At 52.3% G+C, this 26,323-nt stretch carries 21 protein-coding genes and 2 pseudogenes; 8 read left to right on the top strand and 15 right to left on the bottom strand.

Annotated elements, in window-relative coordinates; genetic code table 11:
- Window positions 1-131: 131 nt before the first annotated feature.
- From LNV09_RS14740 to LNV09_RS14730, 3 genes are all read right to left on the bottom strand, one after another.
- Window positions 132-359, bottom strand: a complete 228-nt coding sequence (locus tag LNV09_RS14740; protein ID WP_263557822.1) for a hypothetical protein — start codon at window positions 357-359, stop codon at window positions 132-134.
- A gap of 84 nt (window positions 360-443) precedes the next feature.
- Complete coding sequence (locus tag LNV09_RS14735) at window positions 444-902, bottom strand: hypothetical protein (RefSeq protein WP_263557821.1); 459 nt, start codon at window positions 900-902, stop codon at window positions 444-446.
- 1,740 nt (window positions 903-2,642) lie between these two features.
- Complete coding sequence (locus LNV09_RS14730) at window positions 2,643-2,975, bottom strand: single stranded DNA-binding domain-containing protein (RefSeq protein WP_263557820.1); 333 nt, start codon at window positions 2,973-2,975, stop codon at window positions 2,643-2,645.
- A 262-nt stretch (window positions 2,976-3,237) separates the two neighbouring features.
- On the opposite strand from LNV09_RS14730, the gene LNV09_RS14725 reads away from it, so the two are divergent.
- From LNV09_RS14725 to LNV09_RS14710, 4 genes are all read left to right on the top strand, one after another.
- On the top strand, window positions 3,238-4,398 hold the full coding sequence (locus LNV09_RS14725) for a hypothetical protein (protein WP_263557819.1): 1,161 nt from the start codon (window positions 3,238-3,240) through the stop codon (window positions 4,396-4,398).
- A gap of 183 nt (window positions 4,399-4,581) precedes the next feature.
- A complete protein-coding gene (locus LNV09_RS14720) occupies window positions 4,582-5,586 on the top strand; it encodes a caspase family protein (protein WP_263557818.1) in 1,005 nt (334 codons plus the stop codon).
- Between the two features lie 227 nt (window positions 5,587-5,813).
- On the top strand, window positions 5,814-6,908 hold the full coding sequence (locus LNV09_RS14715) for a hypothetical protein (protein WP_263557817.1): 1,095 nt from the start codon (window positions 5,814-5,816) through the stop codon (window positions 6,906-6,908).
- Window positions 6,909-6,964: 56 nt separating this feature from the next.
- Window positions 6,965-8,278: a hypothetical protein gene (locus tag LNV09_RS14710; RefSeq protein ID WP_263557816.1), complete on the top strand. Its 1,314-nt coding sequence runs from the start codon at window positions 6,965-6,967 to the stop codon at window positions 8,276-8,278.
- Window positions 8,279-8,494: 216 nt separating this feature from the next.
- On the opposite strand, the gene LNV09_RS14705 is transcribed toward LNV09_RS14710, so the two are convergent.
- Window positions 8,495-9,727, bottom strand: coding sequence for a replication-relaxation family protein (locus LNV09_RS14705; RefSeq protein WP_263557815.1), 1,233 nt, complete (start codon window positions 9,725-9,727; stop codon window positions 8,495-8,497).
- A gap of 988 nt (window positions 9,728-10,715) precedes the next feature.
- On the opposite strand from LNV09_RS14705, the pseudogene LNV09_RS24825 reads away from it, so the two are divergent.
- Window positions 10,716-11,000, top strand: a pseudogene (locus LNV09_RS24825) (DUF4236 domain-containing protein); the annotation flags it as partial.
- Between the two features lie 108 nt (window positions 11,001-11,108).
- On the top strand, window positions 11,109-12,020 hold the full coding sequence (locus tag LNV09_RS14700) for a hypothetical protein (RefSeq protein WP_263557814.1): 912 nt from the start codon (window positions 11,109-11,111) through the stop codon (window positions 12,018-12,020).
- Window positions 12,021-12,023: 3 nt separating this feature from the next.
- Here the strand turns inward: LNV09_RS14700 and LNV09_RS14695 are convergent, their stop codons facing one another.
- From LNV09_RS14695 to LNV09_RS14670, 6 genes and pseudogenes are all read right to left on the bottom strand, one after another.
- Window positions 12,024-12,377 carry a hypothetical protein gene (locus LNV09_RS14695; protein WP_263557813.1) on the bottom strand — a complete coding sequence of 118 codons (354 nt, stop codon included), beginning with the start codon at window positions 12,375-12,377 and terminating at the stop codon, window positions 12,024-12,026.
- Between the two features lie 215 nt (window positions 12,378-12,592).
- Window positions 12,593-13,030 (bottom strand): hypothetical protein, encoded by a 438-nt coding sequence (locus tag LNV09_RS14690; RefSeq protein WP_263557812.1) that lies wholly within the window; start codon window positions 13,028-13,030, stop codon window positions 12,593-12,595.
- A pseudogene (locus tag LNV09_RS24820) lies at window positions 13,027-13,119 on the bottom strand (PEP-CTERM sorting domain-containing protein); the annotation flags it as partial. The gene LNV09_RS14690 and the pseudogene LNV09_RS24820, both read right to left, overlap by 4 nt.
- A gap of 702 nt (window positions 13,120-13,821) precedes the next feature.
- Window positions 13,822-14,172, bottom strand: coding sequence for a hypothetical protein (locus LNV09_RS14680; RefSeq protein ID WP_263557811.1), 351 nt, complete (start codon window positions 14,170-14,172; stop codon window positions 13,822-13,824).
- 679 nt (window positions 14,173-14,851) lie between these two features.
- Complete coding sequence (locus tag LNV09_RS14675; RefSeq protein WP_263557810.1) at window positions 14,852-15,193, bottom strand: low molecular weight protein tyrosine phosphatase family protein; 342 nt, start codon at window positions 15,191-15,193, stop codon at window positions 14,852-14,854.
- 246 nt (window positions 15,194-15,439) lie between these two features.
- Entirely contained in the window at window positions 15,440-16,528 is a 1,089-nt protein-coding gene (locus LNV09_RS14670; protein ID WP_263557809.1) for a PEP-CTERM sorting domain-containing protein, read from the bottom strand.
- A gap of 247 nt (window positions 16,529-16,775) precedes the next feature.
- On the opposite strand from LNV09_RS14670, the gene LNV09_RS14665 reads away from it, so the two are divergent.
- Window positions 16,776-17,402 carry a hypothetical protein gene (locus LNV09_RS14665; RefSeq protein ID WP_263557808.1) on the top strand — a complete coding sequence of 209 codons (627 nt, stop codon included), beginning with the start codon at window positions 16,776-16,778 and terminating at the stop codon, window positions 17,400-17,402.
- A 1,300-nt stretch (window positions 17,403-18,702) separates the two neighbouring features.
- Here the strand turns inward: LNV09_RS14665 and LNV09_RS14660 are convergent.
- The 5 genes from LNV09_RS14660 to LNV09_RS14640 form a co-directional block, all read right to left on the bottom strand.
- On the bottom strand, window positions 18,703-19,491 hold the full coding sequence (locus LNV09_RS14660) for a hypothetical protein (protein WP_263557807.1): 789 nt from the start codon (window positions 19,489-19,491) through the stop codon (window positions 18,703-18,705).
- 103 nt (window positions 19,492-19,594) lie between these two features.
- Complete coding sequence (locus LNV09_RS14655; protein ID WP_263557806.1) at window positions 19,595-21,139, bottom strand: DUF2357 domain-containing protein; 1,545 nt, start codon at window positions 21,137-21,139, stop codon at window positions 19,595-19,597.
- Between the two features lie 15 nt (window positions 21,140-21,154).
- Complete coding sequence (locus tag LNV09_RS14650; protein WP_263557805.1) at window positions 21,155-23,410, bottom strand: McrB family protein; 2,256 nt, start codon at window positions 23,408-23,410, stop codon at window positions 21,155-21,157.
- A gap of 254 nt (window positions 23,411-23,664) precedes the next feature.
- Entirely contained in the window at window positions 23,665-24,195 is a 531-nt protein-coding gene (locus tag LNV09_RS14645) for a hypothetical protein (protein ID WP_263557804.1), read from the bottom strand.
- A gap of 140 nt (window positions 24,196-24,335) precedes the next feature.
- Window positions 24,336-24,944, bottom strand: a complete 609-nt coding sequence (locus LNV09_RS14640; RefSeq protein ID WP_263557803.1) for a hypothetical protein — start codon at window positions 24,942-24,944, stop codon at window positions 24,336-24,338.
- Window positions 24,945-25,321: 377 nt separating this feature from the next.
- Here LNV09_RS14640 and LNV09_RS14635 point away from each other — a divergent pair, with 377 nt between their 5' ends.
- Window positions 25,322-25,927: a hypothetical protein gene (locus LNV09_RS14635; protein WP_263557802.1), complete on the top strand. Its 606-nt coding sequence runs from the start codon at window positions 25,322-25,324 to the stop codon at window positions 25,925-25,927.
- Window positions 25,928-26,323 lie beyond the last annotated feature (396 nt).

Raw genomic sequence — 26,323 nt, 5'->3', positions numbered from 1 at the left:
TGTGCCCGCAGACATCAACAGGACAGGAGTAACCTCCACTTAACGTTCAAGGTAACCGGCGCTCCGCCGAAAAACCGGCGGCGTGTCCGTGTCGGCTGCAGGGTTGGCCCGCATACGGAACACGCGGCTGGTCATTCAACAATCAAAGCAATTGACAATGCTAGACCCGCAACAGCAGCCGCATATGCGGCCCAAAGATTTTGTTGTGCCGCGAGAGTGGCTAAGTTCGCCGCTACGTCTAGAGCGGCCGATGTTGACTTGATTTGAGCATCTGCTGAGAGGTGCCAGAGTAGGCCAGAGGCCAAACTTGATATTGCCGCCACTACGCCAAGAAATTTTCGGAAGATTATTTTATACATGCGATGTCTCGATAGGGCTGCGGTAAATAGGTTGTGTCGGTAAGCGTAATGACTTGCGGGTCCGGTTGAGAGAAAAATTTGGCCTCATAGGCGACACAGTATTTCATGCCAATTGTCTTTGTATGCAACAAGTCCCGTGCGAGTTGCCTTTGCCACACCTGGCTTGTCGCCGTACTCCGCACCGTGCTTGGCCTTGTATCGAGCTAAGTAGGCTTGCTCGCCAGGAGAGAATATTTTATGAAGGTTGGTCTGCTCAACCACGTAATACTCTGGCGCTTCAAGCGTATTGGTTGGAAGATGCACGAACACCCAAAGCTGTTGCGAAGGCATTGGTACTCTATTACCCATAGGCCAACTCCCACTTGAGGATGTCTTGACCTCTATGACGACGGCCATGCTACTCGTCTTGCCGATTGCAACGACGTCTGCCCGTTTCGCATTCCCGTAGGTGACCGAGGCCGCAACGCCAAGGCGCTGCAACTGCGCCGCAACGAAGAACTCGCCCGACATCGCTAGGCTGTATTTCTGTGCTTGGGAGGCCATCAGGTGGTCATTTTTGAGGAGTAACTTCGAAGTTGAACCGCGAGCGACGGCTGGGCAGGCAAGGCCCAGAATGAAATGGTTGCCAGCCGCTGCGAGTCGGCTCGAAAGACCGGTTATGCCTCAATCGGAGCAAACTGCAACGATGTTGGAGTGGAGTACTTGAAAAGCCATTCCTTGCGAATCGGTGCATTCGACGAAATCGTGATGTACGGTCAGCACTAAAGCCTCCTTAAGCATTGAATCATTCAATCTGACCAGCACGGTGTCACCTGTCTGCGCTGAAAACCTCGGCTTGCCTTCGGGAGAGTGGAGGCACATCTTGACTGCGACTTTGGACATTTGTTTTTCGGTTGAGTGAAGTTGTCGAGTAGACCAAGTATCGCCGTGGCCAAGTTAACTGCGGGCGAGGACTAGAACTTAGACGTATTCGGCGTCTCGCGTTCCCTAGTAGTCCTTTTGAAATCCGGGGACTCGTAGACAACTACGCCGGTGGTAGTGACGAAAGTCAGAGTTTCGTCACCAGCCTTCCAGAGGCGCAATGCTGATGGGTCAGATTCGCGCAGGTCCAGTAATGGCAATGAACGGTTGGACGGCGCGATTGGGAGATGTGGTCCATACTTCCGTTTCAAAGTCTCAAGGGTTGCGGCCTTGCTCGCCGCCGTAACTACGACCAGCCACAACCGGTTTTCCCTTAGCTGCGCCCGCCCATCCAGGATGCCAGGGCCGTTGAAAAGGCACTCGCAGGTTTCGTTGGATTTGCATCTCAAATGAAGGAGGACCAACGATTCGCAGCCAGAGAATCCTTCAGTCTTTAGCTTCGCGTCAACGGTTGACAATGGCTCTCTCCAGGCAAGAGATGCAAAGCTAAACGTTGTCCGCGGCTCCGCAAATGATAGGAGCGGCAACATCACCAAAAGTGAGAAGGCTTTTGTTATGGTGCGTCGATTTGAGAAGGTCATAAGTTAGTCCATTGAAGGGCAATGCGGCAATTGACAACCCACCTGAGCTGTTGCACTGTGGGGCGAATTCTTAATTGAGGTATACCGCAGGGCGGAATGGATTAACACTGGAACCCGCCGAATAACCACCGCTTCGAAAAATATAGCAAGTGCTTGATGCATCAATGTTCTACCAGTTATCAACTGATGGTTCAGGCAGCCAAAAAAATGGCATAAAACCGCGCCTGTTACAAAGGCGCTGAGAAAGAAAAAGTGAAAAGCTGGGCATCAAATTTGCGCATGTTGCCACAGGATTAGGCGTTATGCCTGGAATGCAATCGCGAGTGGCCGCTCGAGGACTTTGCTGCCGGAGACAAGCTCAGAAACATGCCCAGCGCAGTCATACAGGATTAAAACTTTGAGGAAATCGTCAAGGTTGACTCGCAACCCAAATCTCTGTGGCTCCCATCTTTCCTGCCTTGCATCCATCAACCCCGACAAATGAGCTCACTCGAAAATGCCCTTGCATGCTGACGTTTTCCCAGCCTATCCTGCGCGGTGATGGCGAGAAAACAATGTCTGTGGATGAATGCCGGTAACAAGGGTAACAGCCCACAGCTGCCTTGTGGCTTGGTTCTTTGATGGGCATCGCGTGTCATCGAAGTAGCTGCTTGCCGTAATAGCTGCTGAAGCTGTTGCCGACAAAAGCCATTTCTCATTGTTGGCAACCGAACCAAGGCACCTTGCTGTTACCAAAGAAAAAGGCCACTCGTCGAGTGGCCTCTATTGAAATCAATGTCTATCAGCCCGCTGCTGCAGCTACTGCTGCCACTTCTTCAGCCGCAGCTGCCGCTTTCGAAATCTTCGCGGCTTCAAAAGCGATGATGAGCAATGTCCCTGCCGGCTTGCCCTCATGGGAAAAATAGTAGTCAACCTTGAGCTTACCGGTCACGCGAACGAAGTCGCCTTTGTTCAGCTTTGGGTCCTCCGCCTTCATCATCCGAACTGTGTACCAAGTGGGAGACTTGTCAATTCCTGCCTGGCTTTCGCCGACCCGAAATTCCCAATAAACCTTGCCTGAAGCCTTTGCTTCTCTTCGAATCGGGTCGGTTCCAACATTTCCAAATGCTTGCATGAGTGTCCTAATTCATCGACGAACCTATTGCCGTCAAAACGTATAGCAACCCCTTTCAAGTTGATGGCGGAGCGTCAGAGACAGATATCCCAGTAGTGTGAGGTTGCTTGGCGGCGGGCACTATTGCTTGCGCGCTACGCCAGAACTATCCTCATCCAAATCCATGTTGAGAGCGATGTGCAGTCGCATTCGAAGTTAGGGGGGGTACAAAGCGCCGCCAAATTCGTAGGATGTACCTTTCTGCCAATCAGAGGGATTCGTCATGCCTATCGTCTTCGTCCATGGTGTCAACAATCGGAAAAGTGATGAATACCGCGATAACGTGGTTGGGCGAAACGAGTTTCTGAAGGAAATCGTAGGGCCTGCACTTGGTATGTCACCGCAGACGCTTTCCATCGAGAACCCGTACTGGGGCGACGACGGTGCTCAGTTCGCATGGAACATGGCTGTCCTGCCTGATGCAGAGGAGAGTTACGAGAAATTTGGTGCGGGTGGGAATGTCGAGGCTTTTGGACGGACGGTTGAGCTGATATCAAAGTCCTCCCAAATCAGCGGCGGCGTGGTGGACCGCGCTCGCCTTAACTTTGCCGAGACGGTCGACCTCTTGTACGGTGCCGCTCTTGCTGGAGTGTCGAAGCCTGAGGATGCTAATGACATTGCAAAGTCCTATCTCCTCGCTGTGGAGTACGTGGCCAGTAAACCTGATTTGTCATGGTTAAAGGACGCGACGGACGACAACTTCGCAGACCTCGTTAATTACTACGTCAACAAGAATGTAGGCGATGAGCATTTTGGGGCGGGCGGGTTGTTGGGCCAATTGAAAGAAGGACTATCTCGACTGGTCAATGCTATTCCTGACGTCAGCACGGAACTTGTGGGCCGACTCGCTAGGAAGAAGCTCAACACGACTGTGACTCGCTTTGCAGGCGACGCCTTTGTCTATCTTGCAAAACGAGGTGAGCCAGGAAACGAAGGACCTATTGTTAAGGCTGTACTTGCTGGCCTGAAGCTGGCGAATGATGCCAAGAACGCGAAAGACGACAAGCTCATCGTCATTGCGCACAGCTTCGGTGGGGAAATCATGTACGACATCCTCACAAAGTACTGGCCTGATTTGAAGGTGGATTGTCTGATAACGGTCGGTTCGCAGGTCGGCCTATTCGAGGAGATGAAGCTCTACCTTGCCAGTGACAAAACGATTCCATCTCACTATCCGGATGGAAAGGTACCTATGCCAAAGAACCTTGCGCGATGGCTGAACGTATTCGACATGAACGATGTATTGAGCTACCGAGCGTCGCCGGTCTTCGAGGGAGTCCAAGACTTCGCGTACGACACCGGATACAGCACGCTCCAAGCTCACGGAGGGTACTTTCTGAGGCCAAGCTTCTATGTCCGCCTTGCAGCTAGGCTTTCCAAATAGTTGTCAGGCGCAGCGGTGACAACGGTATATCAGCGAAGCCCGGCTCAAGGCCCTGGCGTTCATGTTCTTGCGATAGGGGTAGGCCACTATCCACATCTCATTGGCGGGTTACCCGGAAAGCTTGCGAGCAACCCCCTTGGTCTTGGCCAACTGTCTTCACCTCCGCTCTCGCTGAAGGCGGTAGTGGACTGGTTTCTTGCTCCATTGGTTGCGCCTGGCGCCATCGGCTTCATGAACGGGCCTGTCGCGCTCGGTTCTGTCGAGGCATTGGCATCTGCCGTTGCTCCAGTCAACGTGATGACTCCCACCGGCTCCGTGACGCTTGAAAGAGCGACGCGTGACAACATTCAGGATGCATTTGAACTGTGGCTCTCAAGAGTCACCTCAGATGATGGCAATGTCGGTGTGTTCTATTTCTGCGGGCACGGCGTGATGGTCACTGACCACTACTTGTTGGCAGAGGACTTTGGTCGAAGCAAGGCCATGCCCTGGGAAAGGGCCTTTGACATTTCGAACACGTTACGAGCAATAGAGCGTGATGTTAAAGGGGCCCTTTACGTCTTCATCGACGCGTGCAGAGAAATGTCCACCGACATTGCGCTGTCACTGGGTGCCAATCCCAATGCGCTCAAGTTTGTCGACATCAAGCGACCTGTGGTCATCAAGTCAAAGTCGCTTATTGCGGCAACAGGTGAAGGGAAGCTGGCATTTGCGGTGGAGGGCAAAGTTTCGAGGTTCACAGAGGCATTGTTAACAGCAATGTCTGGCTTCTGTGGGGTACAGGGTGATATCGGGCAGACCTGGGACGTTGATGGCGAGGTCCTTGCTTCGGCCGTTCGCAAGCTGTTGGCAAATGGGAACAAGACACCGCAACGAAGACAGGTTAGCGACCAAACCATCAGCGGAGACCTTGTTCCACTCTTGCGATTGACTTCTGCCCCGAAGGTAAAGGTGGAGTTGGACTTGTTGCCAGAGTCAATGCGTGCGCTCGCCAAGATGTACTTGCTTTCTGCCCGTGGCTTGAGGCAGGAGCACGATGGAGCAAACGGCGTCTTTTCTTGTGAGGTTCCGCGCGGCTTCTATTCATTTGGTGCAACAGCACCGCAGAGTCAATTTGGCGACCTATTGGTTGAGGATAGGGAGTTTGTTCCGCCTCTTTTCGCATACCCAATGCAGGCCCAAGTATGAAGAAAATAGTTGTTTCTTTAGACTACTTGTCCTCTGCAAACGTTCCGGAAAATGCAAACCAAGAGCGCTCTATATCGCTTCCACTTCGGATACTCGATTCAAGCGGTAGAGTAGTTTCGGAAGGGGTTGCGAGTTCAAAAGGTCCCGCGACCTTCGACGTATCCCGCGTAGATGGTCCCACCTTTGTCCGCTTGACTTGGCCATCTGGAAAGGCCCTGACTCGGCGAGTGGAAATTTTGGACGGTCGGGTCGGTGAGGTTCACTTTAGTGATGGTGAAATCAGAGTGAATGAATGGTCTGGATGGGCGGCACTCCGTCTCGGCCAAGAAATCGCTACGGCCAGGAATGAGTCAAGGCAACCGGCTGCAGCTGATTCTTTGGGCAAAATTTGGGTACGCATGTGGACCATCAAAGAAGCGCAATGGGAACCAAGCCCAGTCGAGGTTCAATCCACTTATGTCAACGATTCGGTTCGGCAGTTTGATATCAGGTTAGACCAGAGTTCAAGTCTTCTCCAAATGGGAGGGGTCAATATTCCTTGGCGCTTCGTCTCACTTCCAGGCGGTGGAACGTGTCGAGTCTTGTTCACACGAAACGTATCTGATGACCCTCGAGCTGACCCGCTCAAGGTTGTCGTAACAGGCTTTCGAAACGAAGCAGAAACCTTGCTTGAATTCCTGGCGAGGGATTCGATTAGGGCTGCAAATTCCATGGCGAATTTTCAGTTAATCGCAAGGGTATTGATTGAAGGAATTACAAATGACCCGGTGTCGGCTGTTGCCGGCGCCTACTTCCTACTGCGGACTGATGGGTGGAAATCCATTCCTTTAATATGTTTTGATAGGCTGTGCCGGGACTTTCCTTGGCTTCCGGATACATCTCTCATTCTCTGCGTCGTCATGACGCGAGTCGGTCTTAAGACTCAAGCTGAGGAGAGGAAGGCGGCTATGTTACTTGGCCAGTGTTTTGACCGCGGTCTGCCAGTTTATGCTGAAGCCGTTTCCTTACTTAAAGAGGCTGCCTCGGTTCTAATACATGTAGAAGGATTTAGAAACCTACCAAGTTTCAAGGAAATACAGATTTTAGCTGCGTCACAGGCTTGGACTGGGTCAACATTCGGGTTTTATGGAGCAGTACCGTGGGAGCCTTCTCCAGAGAGGTTGCAAGGAAATCCAAGCCGCGCCAAAGCCGTTCGGACACGGACAAAATCAATTCAAAACGAAGCAGAAGTACATCGAAGTATTGCTCCCCCAGTTACCAAACTTCGGGACCTCAAAGCTAGAACTATTGCTAAAGTGATACCCCGAACAATGAGGCGCTAGCTGATGGCAGAACTATGTGGTCAAGCTTCGTATCCAAATATTATGGTGCAATTGATATGGAATCAATCGACGACTTAGTCAATGATGCGGAGATACTCGTTACCTACGCGCACTCTAATGGCATCACTTTGCCAGATGGATGTTCGCCGGCTCTGCTTGGTGCTAAGGCGAGTGGAAAGGTGCTCTTAAACAATGATGCTAGGCGTGCTGAGTTTCTTCAGTTTTTCGGAGCCGCGATAGCTGCGTTGAACGGCGCAGTTGGTGAATTTCGTGTCTTGGCTAATCGATGCAGGCGACTTCGCCCTTTGTTGGCAGATGCCTTCGTACTACTAAACTTCGCATCAGCAAATGGCAAGCTGATTGACGATGACATTCGAAATCCGCTCTTGGAGGCGGGTGAAGCACTTTCAAAAGGTACGTTGTCGCTGTTGCATGAGCAGGCCTTTATGAAGGCCTATCAAACTTTGACTGCCAAGCTGGCTCCCGTCACGTTAGATACCTTGTCGGCATCAAAGACAAAGTTGCCCAAAATCAGTGATTTTTTTACTTGGGGAAGAATTGGTGACTCCATTCATGGGCTAACGCTTGGACGATTCGTGAATGCCCTGTTTTTTATGGCCGCACTTATCGTAACTTGTGTTTCATTGAGCTACTACTCTTTGGGTTCAACTGGACTTGCAAGATATTACGAACTTCATAAAAACTGGGCCAAAGCTAGTTCTGAGTTGCCTGAAAAGAAAGACCTTGTAGAAGCAAGAGTGGACGCGCTTGCCAAACAGGAGAAGGAAGGGAAAAGCCCTGAAGCGCTTGTTTCTGCAAGAAATAGCCTAGCTGAAGCGCGAAAATTGCTTGTAGTTGAGAGTTCGCGCATTGCGGATGAAGATGCCGAACTTCAGATGATTCCAACAAGACTTTGGAAATGGGTGCAGCAGCCATGCAAGTCCGGAGCCTCATACTTGTTTTACTGGACTCTTTGTTCGGATATTGACAGGACTATCGATGATGGGAAACCGAGTGTCTCTAATGCGCTTGAGGCTGCGAGAACTGTTTCTGCTAGGCTTAGGGATGTCTACCTACCGCTCTTGCTTGGTTGGCTTGGAGCCCATGCATACATTTTGAGGAAGATGACCAAGGAAATTAGTGAGAATTCATTTGCGAGTTCGTCAGCTCTTCATCACGTTGTACGTGTTGGGCTCGGAGCACTTGCTGGTTTGGCGTCAACTTGGTTGCTAACCCCTGATGTGGTGAATGGGGGCGCACTTAAGAGTATGTCGCCGTTCGCCCTTGCATTTGTTGCGGGGTACGGAATTGAGCTTATCTTCTCATTCATGGACCGCATCATTTCTGCGTTCACTGCGAAGGCAACTTAAGCTGACAAGGTTACTTGGGTCGAGTTTGCTCAGCGCAGGCCAGGGCGAGCAGGGCAGATGGACTTCCAAAATAGGCCGCCGCCCAAAGCTTCAAGTCTTTGCAATGGGGCTTTTAGACCGTGTCCGAGTGAATCTTAGTAGCTCCCGAATAAGCGTCTAAGTGTCGGCTCTTGTTCGGAATCTTTGAGGCTTCCACCCACGAGTCGATTGCCTTGTTCAGGATTTGGCCAGCAACGGAGATGTCAACCTGCCCCACTGCTCGCAATCTTTTGGCCGTCTGTAAGGCAGGTAGTTCTCACCGAACCATCCAGCCGTGGAAAACTTGTTTCTGTCGTCCATCCGAACCCGCGGCAGCCATGTCGGCAGTAGCTGAACAATGACGTGACCCAGTCGGCTGTCTTTCAGCTTAACGCGGCCATCGGGTAAGGCATCCTCCAACGCCCCCCACACTTCAAAGACTCCCGGCTCAACTTCGCGGAGGTGCTTGCGCTGGTGAATCAGGACCTCAGAATTATTTGCCTTGGCGACGGCGCGCAAGACGGCGAGGGCGCGCAATTCGATGCGCTCGGAACGGCATTGAACGACAACCCGGCGAAGGCTTTGGCCGTCTTGCAAACGCCGTCCTACTGCGACCGCTAGGGCAGCCAGCGATGCTTCACGGTCAGCCCCTCTTTTGCTGCGGTCAATCTCGTACCAGGTGACCCCGTCGACCTCAACTGCCACCGCATCAGGCCTGAGGATTCGCTTGGTCGTCTTTTGAGCTTTTGTTACTTCCACCGTCAGAAGGCCTTGGATGGCCGGGGATTCGCGTTTTCTGCCTGCATTCAGGGCTTGCATGACCTCGCTTTCTGTCTGCGCTTTGAGGCCTCGAACTTCGCTGGCCAGAACGATGAATTGCAGCCAAAGGCGGTGCTCGGGATTCGTCATATCGCTTGTCCTGCGCACGGATGACGCGGCATCAATGCCGGCGTCCCCAAGCAGTTCAGCGCCCTTTTGCGTGAGACCGTAAATCGTTTGAAATCGCTCAGTCTTGTAGCGGCGAATCAGTCCGGCCTTAACCATGCCTCTCACCGCTCGCTGCGCAGCAGTCAAAGAAGCTTTGAAGGAGGAGCGCTCCGGAAAGCATAGTGCTGCTACGTCCAATGTGCGCATCACTCGAAACCTATTCAGCATCGCCAGTGTCTTGAGCCTAATGCTTGACTTCAGCTCAGTTGTTGAGCGCTCTGATGTGATTCCTCGGTTCGGCCTCTTGGGAACGGGTTCAAGTTCCTCGCAGTGTTTTTCTGGTGCTACTACTGATGTGTCGCCGGACGGCATCATCGGGTTGGCGGCATTGTCCACACTAGGGCTAACGGTATTGTTGTGCGGTGTATGTTGTTCGGCCTGCAGGGGTTCCGAGTTGTTGTCGGTGGGTAGGGCTTTCTGTTCTTTGGGGTGAGACGATTTCATTGGTGTGGCTCCGTGGAAGGGCGTTTACGGGTGGGCTGTTCGGCCTTGGTGACACCAGCGCTTGTGCTGTGTCCTTCCGTATAGCGACCGTGCCACCCGCAGCCAAAAGGCTGCACACCACGCACAAGAGCTGCTGCTGTTTTGTCTTGTCGAGGGCAGTTGAACGTCAGCAAAAGGGCAGGGGGCAGCTGTTCTTTCCCCTTATGCCTCCTCGCTCGCCTTGGGGCTCGCGTCAACAACGTTTTCGTCGCGACGTACGCCCAAAGCTGCTGTTCTACCGACCGGCTGCGCCGGTGCGAAACCGCCGCCGTCCCAAAAGGCTTTTCCAAAATTTAACGTGTCTTCTTGGGACGGCTTGCTCAACTGTTCCTTCACCATGCCCTGCAGGCCCGGCTACCCTTCGTTTCGTACCTAATGTCCATCGACGAATCGACGGGGCCCTCGCCGGATGCTGACTCGCGGCTAGCGCAGCTCGTCGTATCTCAAGGGCGGCATGCGCAGGGACGGCGGCGGTTTCGCACCGCCTTGCCGGCCCAGTCGCGAGCTACTCTCCCTTCGTAATCGTGCCTCCATTGGATGAGTCCGACCCATGCACGCTTCATCTGTGCATCAATGGCCACGGCTGAACGCCGCGCCGTGTTCCGGCTGGTCAGTCAAGGCTGGGTGTTTGGTGCCATCGGGCCGGGCGTTGCTCACAACTGTTGTTTCTAGGGTGAGGGCTCCATCGATGGGCGCTGTTCCAGTGAGGGCGTTGAAAAGTGCAATGCGTAGGGCGAGACTTTTGCGCCAGTGGTTGTCTCTGACCTGTACCCCTTTGGGCGATGAAGCTAGCCCCCTGGTGGATGGAGAAGCCAGCCGGCTGGTGTTTATGAAAGTTGACTTGCTGGCGGATGAAGGAGTCCTTGCTGGGGCTTGGCAAGCAGTGGCTGTCAGCAAGGGGTGACAGTCCTGTGTGATACACCGTTACGTGCAGAGGCCAAACGAGTCAATGCAGCCTATGCCGCGCTCAGCGCCGCGAAAGTGCGGTGAGCATCGGCAGTGTTTGAAAACTGAGCCAGGGGTCTATCTGGCTGGAACTAGCGACAAGCGGCGAATGCAGCATCACCAGGAGTGGCATATGGGTTGGCGATTCAGAAACAGCTTCATTCCCATTCCGGGGGTGCGGGTGACATTGTCGAAGTGGGGAATTACAACTTCAGTGGGGGTTGACCAACTGCCAGTCACAAGCGGCCCGGCAGGTGTGGCATTAACGGTAAACAGTCCCGAGACTGGTGTGTCATTTCGCCAACCCCTCGTCGTGCAGCCAACGCTTGACCCTTCACCAAGCCAATACGTTCCGCTCCTGCATTCTTTTCCGCCGGTGTCTTTGCATCCAAGAGCAATGCAAGAGATTCGAAGTGGTAACTCATCGGAGATGACGACGCCTGGCCTGGCCGCGTTCAAGGAGTCACTTCGCACTGCAGAGGCGCAGCATGCCTCGGTCAAGATTGACCTTGATGATGCGCGTGAGGTTGAGCTCAAGCGAGTAGGCCGCTATAACCGTTGGAACGACGGTTGGCTGTTCAAGCGAATTTTGAAGAAGAAGTTTGCGACACTTCATGAACTTGCGAAGGAAAGCATTGCTCAAAGACGGGAGGTCGCAGAGCAACTCGAGCTGTCGCTTTTGAACGCGCAGTTCGAGATGTCAGATGAAGTCGCGAATGCCTTCGATTCGATGTGTGATGCATTTTTAGGCTGCTCTCGCTCGCACCGAATTTGGGACAACGTGGCGCATCGCCAGACGAATCGTGTCGCTGAGCGAACCATGGCAACTCGTATCGTTGACCTGAAGCCGGTGAAGTTCACTCTGGGCAAGTGCAAAGTGATAGTCGCATCAATGAACGTTCCTCGCCTAGAGAACGCGAACGGCGGAGACCTTTACATCTACCCTGGATTTCTGTTGTATCACGCAGGGGCATCGAACTACTCGCTTGTTGAGTTGAATGCTCTCGACTTGAAAGTCGCACAGACTCAGTTCCATGAAGTGGGGGCGGTGCCGTCTGACGCACAACAGGTCGGGAGCACTTGGGCGAAGTCAAATAAGGACGGGAGTCCGGACAATCGATTCAAGGACAACTACGCCATTCCGGTGGTGCGCTATGCCCTACTCACCGTGTGCTCGTCCTCTGGCTTAAACGAGGAATACATTCTTAGCAATGTTGCTGCGACAGAGGAGTTCGAGCGAGCGATGCATCGGCTGAAGGAGACGGTTGAGGTGCGTCAGTCCACTGATGCGAAAGTTGTAAGCACCTAAAAGTCAGTGCTTCGCGTTCTCCGGCGGATGATTGCTGGGCGTGCCTCGGGCGGTGACAACACCAGTTGGCGACATCACCATGCCCTCGCCGGGCTTTCCTGCGATTCTGCCCGCGTACAACCCCACGCGCAGGCCGGCAAACGCCACACCTGGGCACCGGACTGGCGATGTGTCGTGCCTGGTCAAATCCAGCGCGCTTATCTGATAGATGACGAGGGCATTGATATCGGCTTCGCCGGCAGCGCCCGCACGGACGGTGCCGTCCATCAACGAAAACAGGCAGTACTTGGTCTTGCCACTGTCGGAGTCAGTAGCTCGCCCGCTGGGAGGCGATGCGCCTGTCACGTTGCAATCCATTGGCACTCCAGAGCAGTCGGCTAGATGGAAGGCTCAGGTCCAGCCTGGTCAGTTGGACCTGTCCGATGTACCGCGGTCTAGTGGGTCCATCGTCGGCAATTTTCTGCCGGGTGATGTGGTACCTATTGCTTAGGAAAAACTTCTGCAGCAAAGCCCTGGTTGGTATGGAAAATGGAGTAGGGGCACGTGGCGAATTGCCTTGTCTAGCTCACGGGTTATTTCTTCTTCTTGATTTTCTCGCCTGCTTCGAGCGCAGCTTGACGCTGTATGCAAACAGCTTGCGCGATGTCGCTTGATACGTTCCCGCTGCCGAAGGCGAAGGCGAAGGTGTCCGTGTCTCCACTCTCTAGTGATGTGCTCTGCCACTGCCCAGACCCGCGCAAACAATCCTCTTCTGCGACCCATGCTCGTGTTAGCTTCATGATGTTGCCTTGGACTGGCACAAATTTGATGGTAGAGCTATACCCCAATCTTCCCTTCACTATGCTGGGCCGAAGCCCTTGGAGTTGCAGGTAGAACTTGTCTCCTACATTGCTACTTGTGATTGGTGCCCAAGCCTCGGCGGCTTCTGCACCGATTGCCTTTGCTGGCATCGCTATGCTCAAAATGCTTGCGAACAGTGAGAGGGCTAGGGGGAGTGATTTGATGTTCACGATTGCTTCTTCTTGTCGCGACGGGTAACGAGGCCCATGAGGCAAAGACCGACCAGCATCAGGGCGTAGGTTTGTGGCTCTGGGACGGCTTGGGCCACGTCTCCGGGCCGAACAGCCACGACGGATAGCGCATAGTACGCAGCGTCTGTAAATTGCCTGCCGTCTCCTGTGTAAAACCCGTATGCGCGACCTGGAAAACCTGGCTGGATAGTGCTACTCCAATAGAAATCAAATGGAGCGTTTCGCACGCCAGCAAATTGCGCCTCCAAGAACGAAAATGAAGCACCCACGTCATTCCAGATTGACTTGAACTGATTGAGGGCGCCAGCCGGTTCTGTTGCATCTCCAGTCGGTAAGCCCCAGCCTGTTAACCCAGTCGCGCTGGACCCTGCTGCCTCAGCCAGTGTCTGGGCCGTAGTAGTTGAGGGAGAGTAACCGTCCCAAGGGGCAGCTCCGATACTCCAATTGTTCAAAATTGTGATATCGAGGTTGCGGTGATAGAACATTGCGCACATGTTTGTGCCGGCGTCGCCGTGTGCCGTGCACGTTAGGTCAATTGCACCATTGGATGACCGGCCCTCGAACACGGGGGAAGCCTGTGCAGCGCCCGACAAAGTTATAGCCACAAGGCCAATCAATCGAATTTTCATTGTTCCCATCCCTGAAGTTGTATGCAGGCCTGACTTGGCCTTGGCGCTTTGTTCGTTGCCCTTGAGCGCAGCGCCGACACTGCGTACGCTGACTCTGTCATTTTCATTGCGTTCAATATTAGTCCTAACCCATTGCTGGAGTCAGGGTTGGTCTTGCTTCATAGCATCGACAGTGGCATTCGATTTTTTAGCCTCAATCAGTTTGCGTATACGCAATGCTCGTTCTTCATTGGCTTTCAAAATCTGCTTTTTTCGGGCTTCATTGGCTGCTGGGGATGAGGAATGCGCTGTCGCGCGTGACTTGAAGAATTCAAGACCGAACTTGAAAAAGCTAGTACCGGAAGTAAGCAATAGGCCAACTACTCCAATAGCTAACGCCGCGCCAATTACATAGAGGCCGACATACGCCGCAGTAACAAGAATCGCCGTGCCAACGGTCACAATAGCTAATCCAAGTGCTGTGATAAAGATGCGAAGAATGATGCTCCTCATGTGCTTTGCCTTAGTGCGCTGATAACGTCACTAGAAGTGGCGAATGACGCCAAAGCAATATTCAAAAGGCCGGTCAATCGATTTTTCATTTTTTTCATCCCTGAAGTCATGCAGTGGCTGACTTGGCCCCGGCTCATAGTACGTTGCGGGGTGGCGCTAACTGTCGGATTCGCGGAACTACCCCCCGTGGATGAATGGGGTCTACCCCCAAGAGAGGGATGCGACGACCATAGCGAGCAAGGCCGATGCTGTAGTCCTCTGCTTGGGAAGTCCCGCACTTAGCTGGAGCGCCAGACCTCCGCCTTGGGAAGTCTCAAGACATTGCCTCGGTTGTAGAGCTTAGGCATTGGGCGCAAGGTGCTTGACTGCTGCTTGAACTAATCTGGGGTAGCAGGGATGAAACCGCGATAGACCCAGCGAATCACACGCTTTATGACGCCGGGTCCTATACACCCGACTGGCACGATGACGAAAACAACAAGGGCAAGCGGATAGACGGATATGGCTTGACCTTGGTCATATGCCACGCAGGAAGCTTTTGCACCGGCTCTTGCCGATTGAATTCCCGCAAGTCAAGGCTCGAGATGAGCATCGAATCGGCTCAAGTCGCGCACGCAAGTTTGGCTCCCGGCTCGCCTAAGTTCCACCCGGGTGCGACCACATCAAAAGACTGCGTTGACTACCCTGCGGCACCAGCCCTTACCAAGTACGGCTTAACTTTTCTTTGCAGCAACTCGACCAGGGCATCTTCCATAAATGCATAGTTGTCAGCAATACCAAGGCATGCCACCCGCTTGCAGCACAACTGAGCACGGAACTTCTCAGTCAGCTTTCGCTGATGCTGCTTCTCCATGACCAAAATCAGGTCGGCCCATTCGACCAGTTCTGATGTCAAAGGGTTCTCAGCCCCTTTGTTGGTCCCTGCGGATGTGCACTCAACGCCAGGCCAGTTTGAGAAGACTTGTTCAGCAGTTGGGCTGCGCAGCTTGTTTTGACTACAAATGAAAAGGACGTGTAGCAAGTGAGAGGCTCTTGATGGGGGTTGTCATTATCGAGGGCAAAGTTCGGTGTGGCAAAAGCTGACGCGGTTCCCAGGCCCGGCCACTGTGCCGGGTTTGCCGTTTGTGGGGTTCAATGTGGGGTTGCGAGGTATTCTGGCAATTTCGGCATAGGGAATATCGGCGGAGTCTTACTCCGCAAAGCGAATCCACATGCGAAGAAGCCGGCCACTTGAGCCGGTTCTGTTGCTGGACCGAAGCCTAACGGTTTACTGCTGCTTGATGCGCCGACGAGCAACGCCAGCAATGAGGCCAAGACCGGTAAACAACAGGGCATAGGTATGCGGCTCGGGTACAGGAGAAAGAATAAACCCTTGAGTCATTTGAGTTTTGGTGTTGTAAGCATTGCCCACGATTGCACCGGACTCGTTGATTCCAAGGGCTTCTCGAAGCACCCAGCCTGTCCTTGCGAGGCTCAAATCTAGGAATGAATTCAAGTCGGTGGCAGTTGTACCGTTCCATAGAATGGCACGATTGTTTGAGTAGCCTACTACTTGACCAGCATTGTTAATGCCTGTTGCCCTACTTGATGTCCCCCCTGGTTTGGTTAAAAATGTCGCTATCGAGTCCTTCCACAGAACTGCATAGTCCTTCACGCCAACATTGGCAAAGCCAACGATTTGGCCGACCTCGTTGATGTCCGACGCTTCATTCCATGCCAGACCTTGCGGTAGTGATGCTCCTAAATCGGTCACTTTCGCGCCATCCCAATAGACTGCATGGCGACCGGTATTCAGGTCCACGTAACCTACTGATTGTCCAAAGTTGTTTATGGCATAGGCCCGACTTTCGCCGTTCGACCAATAAATTGGTCGAGCTAAAGTAGTAGGGGTATTGCCGTTCCAAAGTACTGCGTGCCCGAAGTAACCGGCGGATTCGGATGAATAGCCAACAGATTGGCCGTTATTGTTTATTCCACTTATCATGCTGTGGACTTCATTGGGGGCGTGAATGACTCTCGCTGTTTCTCCGTCCCAAATCGCAGCGTGACCTAGCGCTCCGCCTACATTGCCGACAACTTGTCCCTTGTCGTTGATGCTAAAAGCCCGGCTGCTGCCCCCCCCGATAGTACCTAAATCTAGAGCTGAGGAACCAGTCCAAATGGTTGCGTGGTAGTCACCTTTGGCAGTAGTTGAGTAACCTACAGCTTGTCCCTGGTTGTTAATTGCTGAAGCTTCGCTGAATTTCCCACCCAGGGTATTCAAGATGACTGTGGTATAGGTCGCTGCACTGGCAAGTCCGCTAATTGCGATTAGCGCTACCGCCACGGAATATTGTTTTTTCAGACGATTATTCACTTTTTTCTTTCCCCAGGTCGTTTTTGGCCAGATTTAGCTTCGGAGGATATTAGTGTTGATGGATGACAGTCCAATGTCGAGAGCGACTAAGAATTCTGAACGTGCCAATGTGGTTTTGCGTGTCATTGGCTGAAGCTCTCCATTGATGCCGGCCACCTTTAGGGCAAGCAGTCCGCGCTGAACTCGTCAGTCCTGGTTCTTTGCACCCAGTAGCTACACCCTGCATCACCCACTACTGGAGCCCCAATTGCAAACAAAGCGCCGCGGCAACCGCGTCCTCCTCATTGAGTCCACCTATGTCCGTAAGGGCGTTGAAGGCAACTCTCACGGTTTCACACGCCAAACGCAGGTCTGCAGCTTGCCGTGGGATTCACGGGTTATTCCAGATAACCTTGAAGCCAGTCTCACACCAGAGCAACGCCAGCACCTGATGGACCGCGTCGTCGTCCCTGCCCAGCGACGGGAGGCCCAAAGGAAGGCTGAAGAAGTTGCTCACAAAGTTGACCCTGTTTGGCGCATCAAGGAAGCGCACAAGCTCGTGTTGGAGGCAGCCAGCTTGGGCAAGACCAAGGCTGTGCCCCTGGCTGCCATCAATCAGCTGACAGAGGCATTGCATGGCCTGGCCGGCAGTACCTTAGCCCCGGCAGTCCCACACGAGAAAGTGGGCGACCCCTTGGGGGCAGCGATGGCGTCAATCAAAATTGCAGTCAAAGCAGTCGATGCCGGACATTACGGCACTGCGCCGGCAACAGGGGTGCGTGAAACGAAGACCTACCGACTTTGGCAAGAGTTGTTTTCAGCAGTGGGCGGTGATGGCCAAGATAGCCTGATGAGGGCGTTGCAGCGGTGTGGGTTCGTTAAGACCAAGGCCTGAAAGTCAATCTGCGTCTACTGAAGCAATAGAGTGCTTTGTCCGATTCGGTGCGGCCAGTCTCAATTCAAAAATGTCTACCCCATTCGGGCCAATTTAGCGGCGGCTGGTCTGTTGATTTTTTCGTCGGCTGGTTACTTCCTGCCAGGTTTGTTGCCCAGAGCAGTCAAATAGGATTTGCGTCGCTCCCCCCAAAAGGGGAGCGAGCGACGTTCATATGAGTGTGTGTTATCTTCAAGCAAAGGCTGAATTGACCGATGCGGGGAGAAAAAGGGACTCTCTACATTTTCTTCAGCCCGGCCCTGGCGTATCGCCCTTGGCGCCAGGTTCACCCGAACGTTTAACGCACCGTATGGAGATAGAAAACATGCATGGGCATCGCGGCCTTTTGGCCCTATTTTTAATTGGCGTAATCCCATTGGTATTTGGACAATCCAATGACCAAGAGGTTCGGCGTAACGCTAGGCGATTGCCCAATGATATCGAAATGAGGTCAAGCTACTGCATCGCGGTAAATCGCAGTCTCATTGCCGCCCAACAGAAGGTATCGTCAAAGCTTGAAGAACTTCGGAGTGCTACAGAACAATCTCAGCAAGCTTCAATATCAAATGCAGTTGCCAATTCCCGTCAAGACGTTGTCATGCTAAAAAATAACATTGAGCGTCTTCAATCGTACGTCGTCCCACGTCTTCCGTATCTTGATACTGCCGCCATGCAAGCAGCGCATGACCGTGGGCAGGTTGATTCTGCTAGGTTCATGGATATGGACGTTCGCGAACAGTGCTGGAAGTCGTGCAGGGATTCTGCACTGGTATCGAAATCGGAAATGGAGGCATGCTACGCGAACTGTGAGTCAGTCGACCCAACGACAAAGCAAGTCTCGGCTTGCAGGCGCGTTGACTTTCTTCCGTTCTGAACTGAGTAGCGAAATTTGCGGTTTACTTGCAGTGAATTTCAACAGGTCGCTCATCCGGACCCTATTAAGTTTGCCGACATTTATGCTTGTATTTCATGTCGGTGCAAGTACCATCCCGCAGTTTCTGGCCTGTGAGATTTGATGTTGAATGGCTGCAATCGTCCAGCGTATCCCGCGATTGGAGTTGTAGTTGTGGGGCTATAAAGTACATGGTGGGAGTCAGAATCGAGTGTTGGCAAGGGCACTATGTAGCAGCTGAAATTCATTGGATTCGTACCAACAAGTACATGGCGGCTGGCTGAATCAGATAGTAACGGTTCAACATTTTCAATCTGAACGGTCAGCAAAATTTGACTAAAAAAGCTATCCTCCTTGACTGGAGAACGCTCACTCTGCTCCAGAGCCAAGCACCACGGCCTGAAGCTCTTGCATGACTCGAAGCCGCGAAGATGCCTTCTTGCCATCGTTGTATTCAACTGTCCGGCCTGAGACCTCAACCAGGCAAAGTACGAGCTGCTTGCCGGCCGAAACGGAGTCGGAGAAGGTCTGGCCGCGCTCTGTAGCGGCAATCGCCAGTTCTTGGTCATCGTAGTAGTAGAAGCCCCCGCCGTGGTCGTCTGCAACTGCTTCTTGCCGCCATTTTCCAATCTTGTATTCAGAGTCGTCAAAAGCGCTGAGCAGGCGTCCGTCAGGGTCTTTTGCCAGTACCTTGTACGCCCAAGAGATTGGTACCAACGGCTTCTTGCATTTGACTTCAATCTTGCCCATGTAGTGGTTGACAAGCTGGCCGAGCGCGGTTGTGTTCTTGGCACGCTTGGAGCAAGTGTTGTTCTCAATCACTGACGCGGTCAGCTTTCGTTTGGCTTTGAGAACCAAGTAGTACGTTTTCGTGCTTCTTGTGTACCCCTTGCGTGTATCTCTCCAAAAGGTGCGCGCTTGGATAATCAGTCCTTTGACGCGCCCTCTGAAAACAAGAACGTCGTAGATGTCGAGGTTCAGGCACTCGTACTCTCGCTTGGAAAAGGTCTGGTAGGGGGCTGGAAGCAGATTGGCTTTGACGCTGTCGGCAATGAATGCCTGTGCATCTTTGCGAAGCGGTGGAGTCAGCGACGAGGCTGTATCAAGAGCGCCGTACTCGTCGCGGGGCAGTGGTTGTGCTGGGTTGGCTTGTTTCATGACCTGATTCCGAAAGTAGTGGAATCAGGTCTAGGACCGCATGTTTATATGTGGTGATGGCCTCGACCGTTTGTTGCCAACGAGTTCTATGAGGAGAACAGTCTTATGAGGCGGCCAACCACTTTTTCAGCCACTGCTTGAGCCTGTCTGGCCCTGCCATTCCGATGCTGATGCTGCTGAAGGCTCCTACGCCATGTGAAGTGATGTAATCATCTTGTTCTAACTCCTGAACACAAGTTGAACCAGGCAGTAGTAGCAGGCAGTGAGTAGGCGGTTCAAAGCCAAGGCGCAAAGCATCGTGATAGATGTGGCCGGACTCCATTGCGTCCAAGATGTATTCGCGCCCATGCCGCCACTTCGCATCGAATACCAACATTTGTTCCTTGCCGTGCACGGTTTGAATCAAAACAATATCCGGCCTTCGCTCCTTGGAAAGGCTCCACCCAGACCTACTGCCTGCGGCTTTCAGGGAGGGAAATGTTGCTTGAAACAGCACCTCAAGAGAGCTGCCGTCTGAGATGGTAAAGGAGGTACTTCGCTCCGCAGATGCCGCGCGCGGCTTAGAAGTCAGACCTAAGACTCCGGTAATCTCTACTATCGATTTGAGGACCAAAAGATAGCACCACGTTTCATAGATACCCCATGAGGGCGGCGCATGTAAATGGTCCTGAGTTTCTCCACCCTCTACGGCGATGGACATAGACCGATGTCCGATACGATAGGCGCGACTGTATTTTGGTTGGGCAGCTACCTGGGTGAGGCCCGCTGCCGAGGTTTCGCCGGAGGTGACTTCACTAAACGTTGAGCAGACGAGCAATCTATGTGTTCGGCAACTGAGAGACTCAAGGTCTGCAAGTCGACGCTTTACCCTGGTCATTTGCTCATCCTGAGGGGCTTCTAACTTCAGGTTCTGCACAACTTCTTGGGTTCTTGCCACCGCGGCTCTAAATCGTTTCAGTAAGGCAAGCAGCGCTCGGTTGGCAGGTGTGTCAAATGTTGGCGTAGACGTTGAGCTGGTGAGTTGAATGGAGTCAAAATCCTCTTCGCTTACTGATTGGCCGGTGACAATTGCGACAAGACGCCGGTCACGTAAAGCTGTTGGGTGCAGCACACGGATTCGAGAAAGCGGCAACACTTTGGACTCAGCTTTGAGAGACCTGTGAGGTGCGCGAGCAATGGCTTCCAAGGCAGTAAGAAAGATTGGGCCGTGTTCCCTCAGCCTAGTGAGCAGAATGTCATTTGCAAACTTTCCAATTCCGACTTGATGCCCAAACTCTATGGTCGCGGCCACCGTCCCGCCTAACAGTGTTTGGTCGTAGTCCCTAATTTCGGCAACCATGTCGTCAAACTGACTCTGACCGGACTTCGATTTGCTTGGGCTGACATCAAGAAAGTACCGCGTACTAATCTCGTTATTTTTCAAGACGTCAACATTGACTCGTCCAGCGTAGAAACATGGACGCCAGGAAAACAAAGACTCAGAACAGCATGTCAACTCGACGTCATCTACAAATACGCGAACGTCGCACTGGTTTTCAGTGCTAAGTAAGTAATCGGTGTCTTCATGAAGGCCGCTACCAATCTGACCAGGAAATATCTCCGTCCACGTGCAGCCTTGTGCGTCGTGTTTTCGGCGAAATTTGAGCATTGCTGATACCAATTTCTAGCGCCAGAAACGACAGGAACCTGTTGTCTTCAGGTCATCATTCATGCTCAAAATCTTCTCGGCGCATCTGTTAAGACCGTTTTCAGCCAACGTTTTGTACGTGTCTGCTAATGCCTTTTGAAACTTTGTGGATGTTTCACCTCGAAGCTTGGGTAGAACTTTGGCATACAGAACGTCGTCGAGCGCAGACAAATCGTTTGTCGATAGCGATGCATGGAAAGCCAAATAGCTAAGCACGTCATCAATTGTTCGCCAGCCGAAATGGAGCCTTACAGGAGATAGCGCCTCGCCAAGTGCCGAAAGCACGATTTGGGTCTTATCTTTCAACTCTTGAGTGAGTTTGGTAGTTGCCCATCCGGGGAAGTCATGCACATTGATGTTCCAGAACTCTAGCGTGTAAGCACGGTCTAGTACCTTGTCGGAAAGTCCGTGCGTTGTTTCATCCATGTTGAGCGTGCCAATGATGGCCAAATTTGCTGGATATCGAATTCGACCTGGTACTTGAGTTGTTCCCTCACCCAACTGGTGAAGGTCAAGCCATCCGTGCGTCTCCATTGCAGACAAGACGGGTGCGAGGTATTGCTCCGGATGTGAAAGGTTAAGTTCGTCCAGTATTGCTATGTATGGCGAGTCTGGGTCTGCCACTGCTCGAAGTAGAAGGTCAAGAAAAGGCGTGCTTCGATATGACGATTCTTGAATTGGATTGACGTAACCTAACAATGGGCTTGGGTCATACCATCCAGGCTGAACAGGGATTACTCGAACGTGCTCGCTGTCCTTGATGTCTGAATCGCACAGGGCCAATGCATAGTTTTGAGCAAGTTGAGTCTTGCCAGAGCCTGAGATGCCGGTCAGCACAGCGAAATGCCTTACGGGGTGGAACCAGAGTCCTGCGTGCAGTTGACCTATCAAAGATGGGTCTAACACCAGCTTGCCCGCGACCAACTTCTTCAGTCGCTCAGATATCTGTGCAAATGAAGGTAGAGCAATTGGCTCTGTCGCGGTTGACTTGATTTCAACAATGGACTCCAGTTGCTTGGGCAAGCACTCTGGAGTCCAAGTAATAAGCTCAGCCCACCGCTTTCCTCGCTCGGTAAGTTGGAGCAGCTTCTTGTCATTCACCTCGATAACGCTGAGGCTGGTTAACCAATTAAGAATCGATGTTGGCGCGAAGTCTGATGTCCAGCCTGGATGTACGCTCTTAAGCAAGGTAACAAGACTTGTTTTTGGCTGTGCCTCTGTTTCCAGTCCTTTGATGACGTGGTCAACGCCGAGTACTCTCGTCAGAAGGATGTCCGCAAACTCGTCGGGGTCTTGCGTGCTTAGAAGATTGATGCCTCGGGCGCTAAGGGTATACATCTCTCCATCGCGCCGACATAAGTCAAACTCGCGCGCAACGACATTGATGTTGGAATTGAGGGTGCTTTGTGCGAGCTCAGGATTTGCTTGCTTTACGAGGTCTGCGAACTCATCTTTTGAGATGCCATCTTTCAATTCAGGCAGAAAGCTTAGAAGTGCTGGAAAGCCACCCTTCATTGCAGTCAGCCCTTTTCTCCGCAAGCTCGCAGGAAGCGGCATTAAGCCCTCAATGGCAGAGGGCGGGACTGAAGGGGTGTCAATTGTTGCTTCGTCAGGGAGGCGCTCGTAGACCAGCCAGGGAAGACAAACTCGGCGCATCAACTCGAGATGGCTCGTAGAGGCTATTGGGCCAAGTAGGTTGTCGAATCGTGCTCGAATTACTCTGTGCGCGTGAACTGGATGGTCGTTGCTGCCCCCTCCCATCTCCTTGTGGAGGAACAGCAGCTTTCCAGGGTCCGCAACTGAAGTGAAGTGTTCGGGATAGATTGAGCAAAGGACGCGGTTGAGCTTCAGGCGCGGTGTGCGTCCACAAAGAACGCTGAGGCGCTGGCAAAGTCCATCGTAGAACTGCGTCAACTGCACTTCAGCCGCAGTCGGGTCGGCCGGCAAAGGTTTCGCAACCTCACTTGCGAACCAGGCTCGAAAGGTCGGGTCGTCAAGTGCCGGTGCCATCTTGACTGAGCCCATGCCTGTAGATGCAACTGGGTTGTCATCCCAAAGTCTCTTAAGGAAGAGTGCATCCTGAAGCTTGTGAGGGATTGCTGCTTTGACTTCAGATACAAACTCGTCGAGCCTAGCGTACCAATCCTGTGCGTCTTTCGACGCAGCTGAACTTCCGAGGACGGCGTCTAGGTGACCTTTCAATGCTGTATCGCTTTCGAGTCTTTTGCTCACGTATTCCCCTGAGTGAAGTGGTTGGCCAATGCGATTTGGTCTGCTTGGCAAAAGTATTCTCGCAGCTAGATTGCCATCCCCGGGTCTAACCAACATAGCTTTGAAAAGCGACCGGAATACTTATGGAGGGGAAGAGAAGCAAGACGAAGGGCGACTTTCATTGCTGGGAAAGGCCTTCTCGAGCTTAGTCATGACTGGCCGTGCAGCAGCGAATTACATCCTTTGCTGCACGGCCTGTAAGTTGATGCCCGCCGTTACAGCAACTGAATCCCTCGAGCGGCACATGCGTCCCCAATGTTGAGGCCGGCCCTCATGTCCGTGTTCCACAGGTGTTCGAGTACTTCTGCGAGAACTGCGCATTGAATCGGGCTCAACCCTCGCAGCTTGTTGATAAGCTCAGCAACATCTGACGACTCATACTCGTCAAGCTCAATCCCCAGGTGGTTGCAAAGGTCGGATGCAATGGAATCAAACCGGTCAGGAAAGAAGATTTCTCCTTGATAGCAGTCAAGCAGCGCCACCACATCTCTTTCAGTGAAGATACTCGAGATGGACTTGACATATTTTTGAAGAATCCATTCATATCGAGCGACGGCCAAAATAGAAATTTCGGAGCTGCTCGGTGAATCTTGAAACATGGTCTTCGCGCCAAGGTGCTCCGATGCGTACCACGTAGAGAACGAATAGGCCTCCTCGTATTCGAAAGCCAAGGGCCTTTCCGTGCTGCTGATTTCCGAGTTGATTTTCGAGATGTTCTGTTCGAGTGCGGTAGTGATGTTTGACATGCAGTTCCTTGAAGTGTTGTTGAAGAGATGCAGGAGTGTCTGTCCTGTATACCATTAGACTAACGAGGTCCGTTTTTGTGTCAACTATTTTGAAAATATTTTTTCGGACCAGGCCTGGACGTGAATAGCAGGGGGATTTTTCAACCAGCCTTAAGGAAAAAATCGAAGTTTTCTAGATAACCTTCAAGGTCAAGATTGGACGCACCTCTCCATGCGTATTCGCAGATATCAAACAAAGCTTCGTTTTCAAGCATGTCCAATTGAAGGAGCTTTTTAAGAAGTATATGAAGGTCGCATTCATCGGTAAGCTCGCAGTACAGGTCGATACCATTGCTGTCTGCAACGACAACAGCCATCGAGCAACCAGGCCGCCAATCCCATATTTCTGAGCATGTTGTGCTGAGCATTGTTGCGAATTCAGCATGTGTAAACAGGTCTGAAATATTGCGACGTGCTTGCTCGATGAGGTCAAAGTACCTTGTTGATGCTTGCGTAATGACAAGTGCCTTCGAAACGCTTCGCCGACCCCAGCCGGTTCGCAGATGAACCCCATGTTCAAGTTTTGCTAGACGCTTGTCGTGCAGGTAATCGACACATTCATTGAGCGGTTCTTGGTTGCGAATAATTCCTATCAATCCGTCTGATTTTTTGGAATAGCGGTTCACTTTTTTGATGCTGGTGGGTGTCTTAATTGCTTGTGGCATAGGCATTCTTTTCGTAAATGATTGGTAACAGGTTTCATGCGGCATTGGCCGATTTTTTTGATGAATTTTGTTTTTTCGTCTATGCGCCCTTCGTCGAGTTTTCAGTTGTGTAGAAAGATGAGTTTTATTCAATCCTTTGTGAAGCAAATTGGTTGGGAGGCCTAAATCAGTGGTGTTCAACATAAGCACCAGTCGCTGCCTTCTTATTCATTAGACTAACGAGACCCATTTTCGTGTCAGCTAATTTTGCAAGAACTGAGCGAAGCGTGAATATTCCGTCTTTGTTGAGTGAATCTTCATTCTGTTGCTCGGGGTCCTTGCAACTTTGGAATTTCTTCGGTGAATTAATCCTGTTGCTATACGTAGTGCATGCATTTGCATGAGACGGACAAATAGGAAACAAGTTGAACCAAGCAAATCCAATGAACGCTGCCAATATCAACCGGGGCAACGCAACAGAACTGTCTATGGAGACGGAAGACGAGCGAGGTCGTCGCCTTTATGCGGCCCAGGGCGGGCCATTGATTGCCTGGCTGTTTGATGAGGCTCGGCGTCGTGGCGAGGACCTGAACGTCATGGCCCGCAATTTGGGCGTGACGTACGGCTATATCAATCAACTGAGAGTCGGCATGCGCTGCACCGCTCACATCAGCCAAGACGTGTCTGACGCTTGCGCCGCTTACCTTGGGGTGCCAACGATTGTTGTCAAAGTAGTGAGCGGTTCGATAAAGGTCAGGGACTTCATGTCCCCGGTACTGAGCGAGGAGCAATCTGTCAACAAGGCGATTTCACGAATGCTCGATGACCCGCAAATCAGATTGATGATTCCCGTTGACCTGATGGCACTATCTGCTGAGGCGAAGAAAGCGTTGGTACTGCTCTACGCTGAGAAAGTGGACGAGGACATTTTTCGAGTGGGTGACCTTCCGGAGATGGTGCGAAAGCTCAAGGCGTGCGTCGATGCTCGTGAGGTCCGTTTGGCCGAAGTGCTTGTTGAAGTTCCGAGCGGGTCTGAAGACTTGAGTTGAATAGGCACTGAGGGAGGCGTTGATTTCTGATTTGGGCGGACCTCGTGTCCGCCCATTTTTTGCTGGCGTTCAATCGCCGCAGGGGAGTGAGTGGTCCTTTTCAAGGCCAGGCTCTGTTACCGGCGATACGCCAGTTACCGTCCATGCGCAGACACACAAAGAAATTTCTACGCGTCGGTATGAGCCACGTCTGCATGGTCCGTGTTCTCGATAGTCGACTGCAAGACTCTGCGTTCTTCGGCGAAGGTAATTCCTGTGCTGATAAAGCGAGGCTCGCCCCGAGCTCGAGTTGATTGAGGTAAGCTGTGGGCCGGTGTTCGTCGCACACCTTCCGCCCGCCTCGGAGAACCTGCCAGAGCGACTTCGAATCTGCATCATCACCTTAGTTACACACAA

This window comes from Paucibacter sp. B2R-40 (assembly GCF_025717555.1).
Taxonomy (GTDB): Bacteria; Pseudomonadota; Gammaproteobacteria; order Burkholderiales; family Burkholderiaceae_C; genus Paucibacter_A.
Note: the sequence above shows the minus strand (reverse complement) of the source record. Positions and strands in the feature narration are given on the sequence as shown.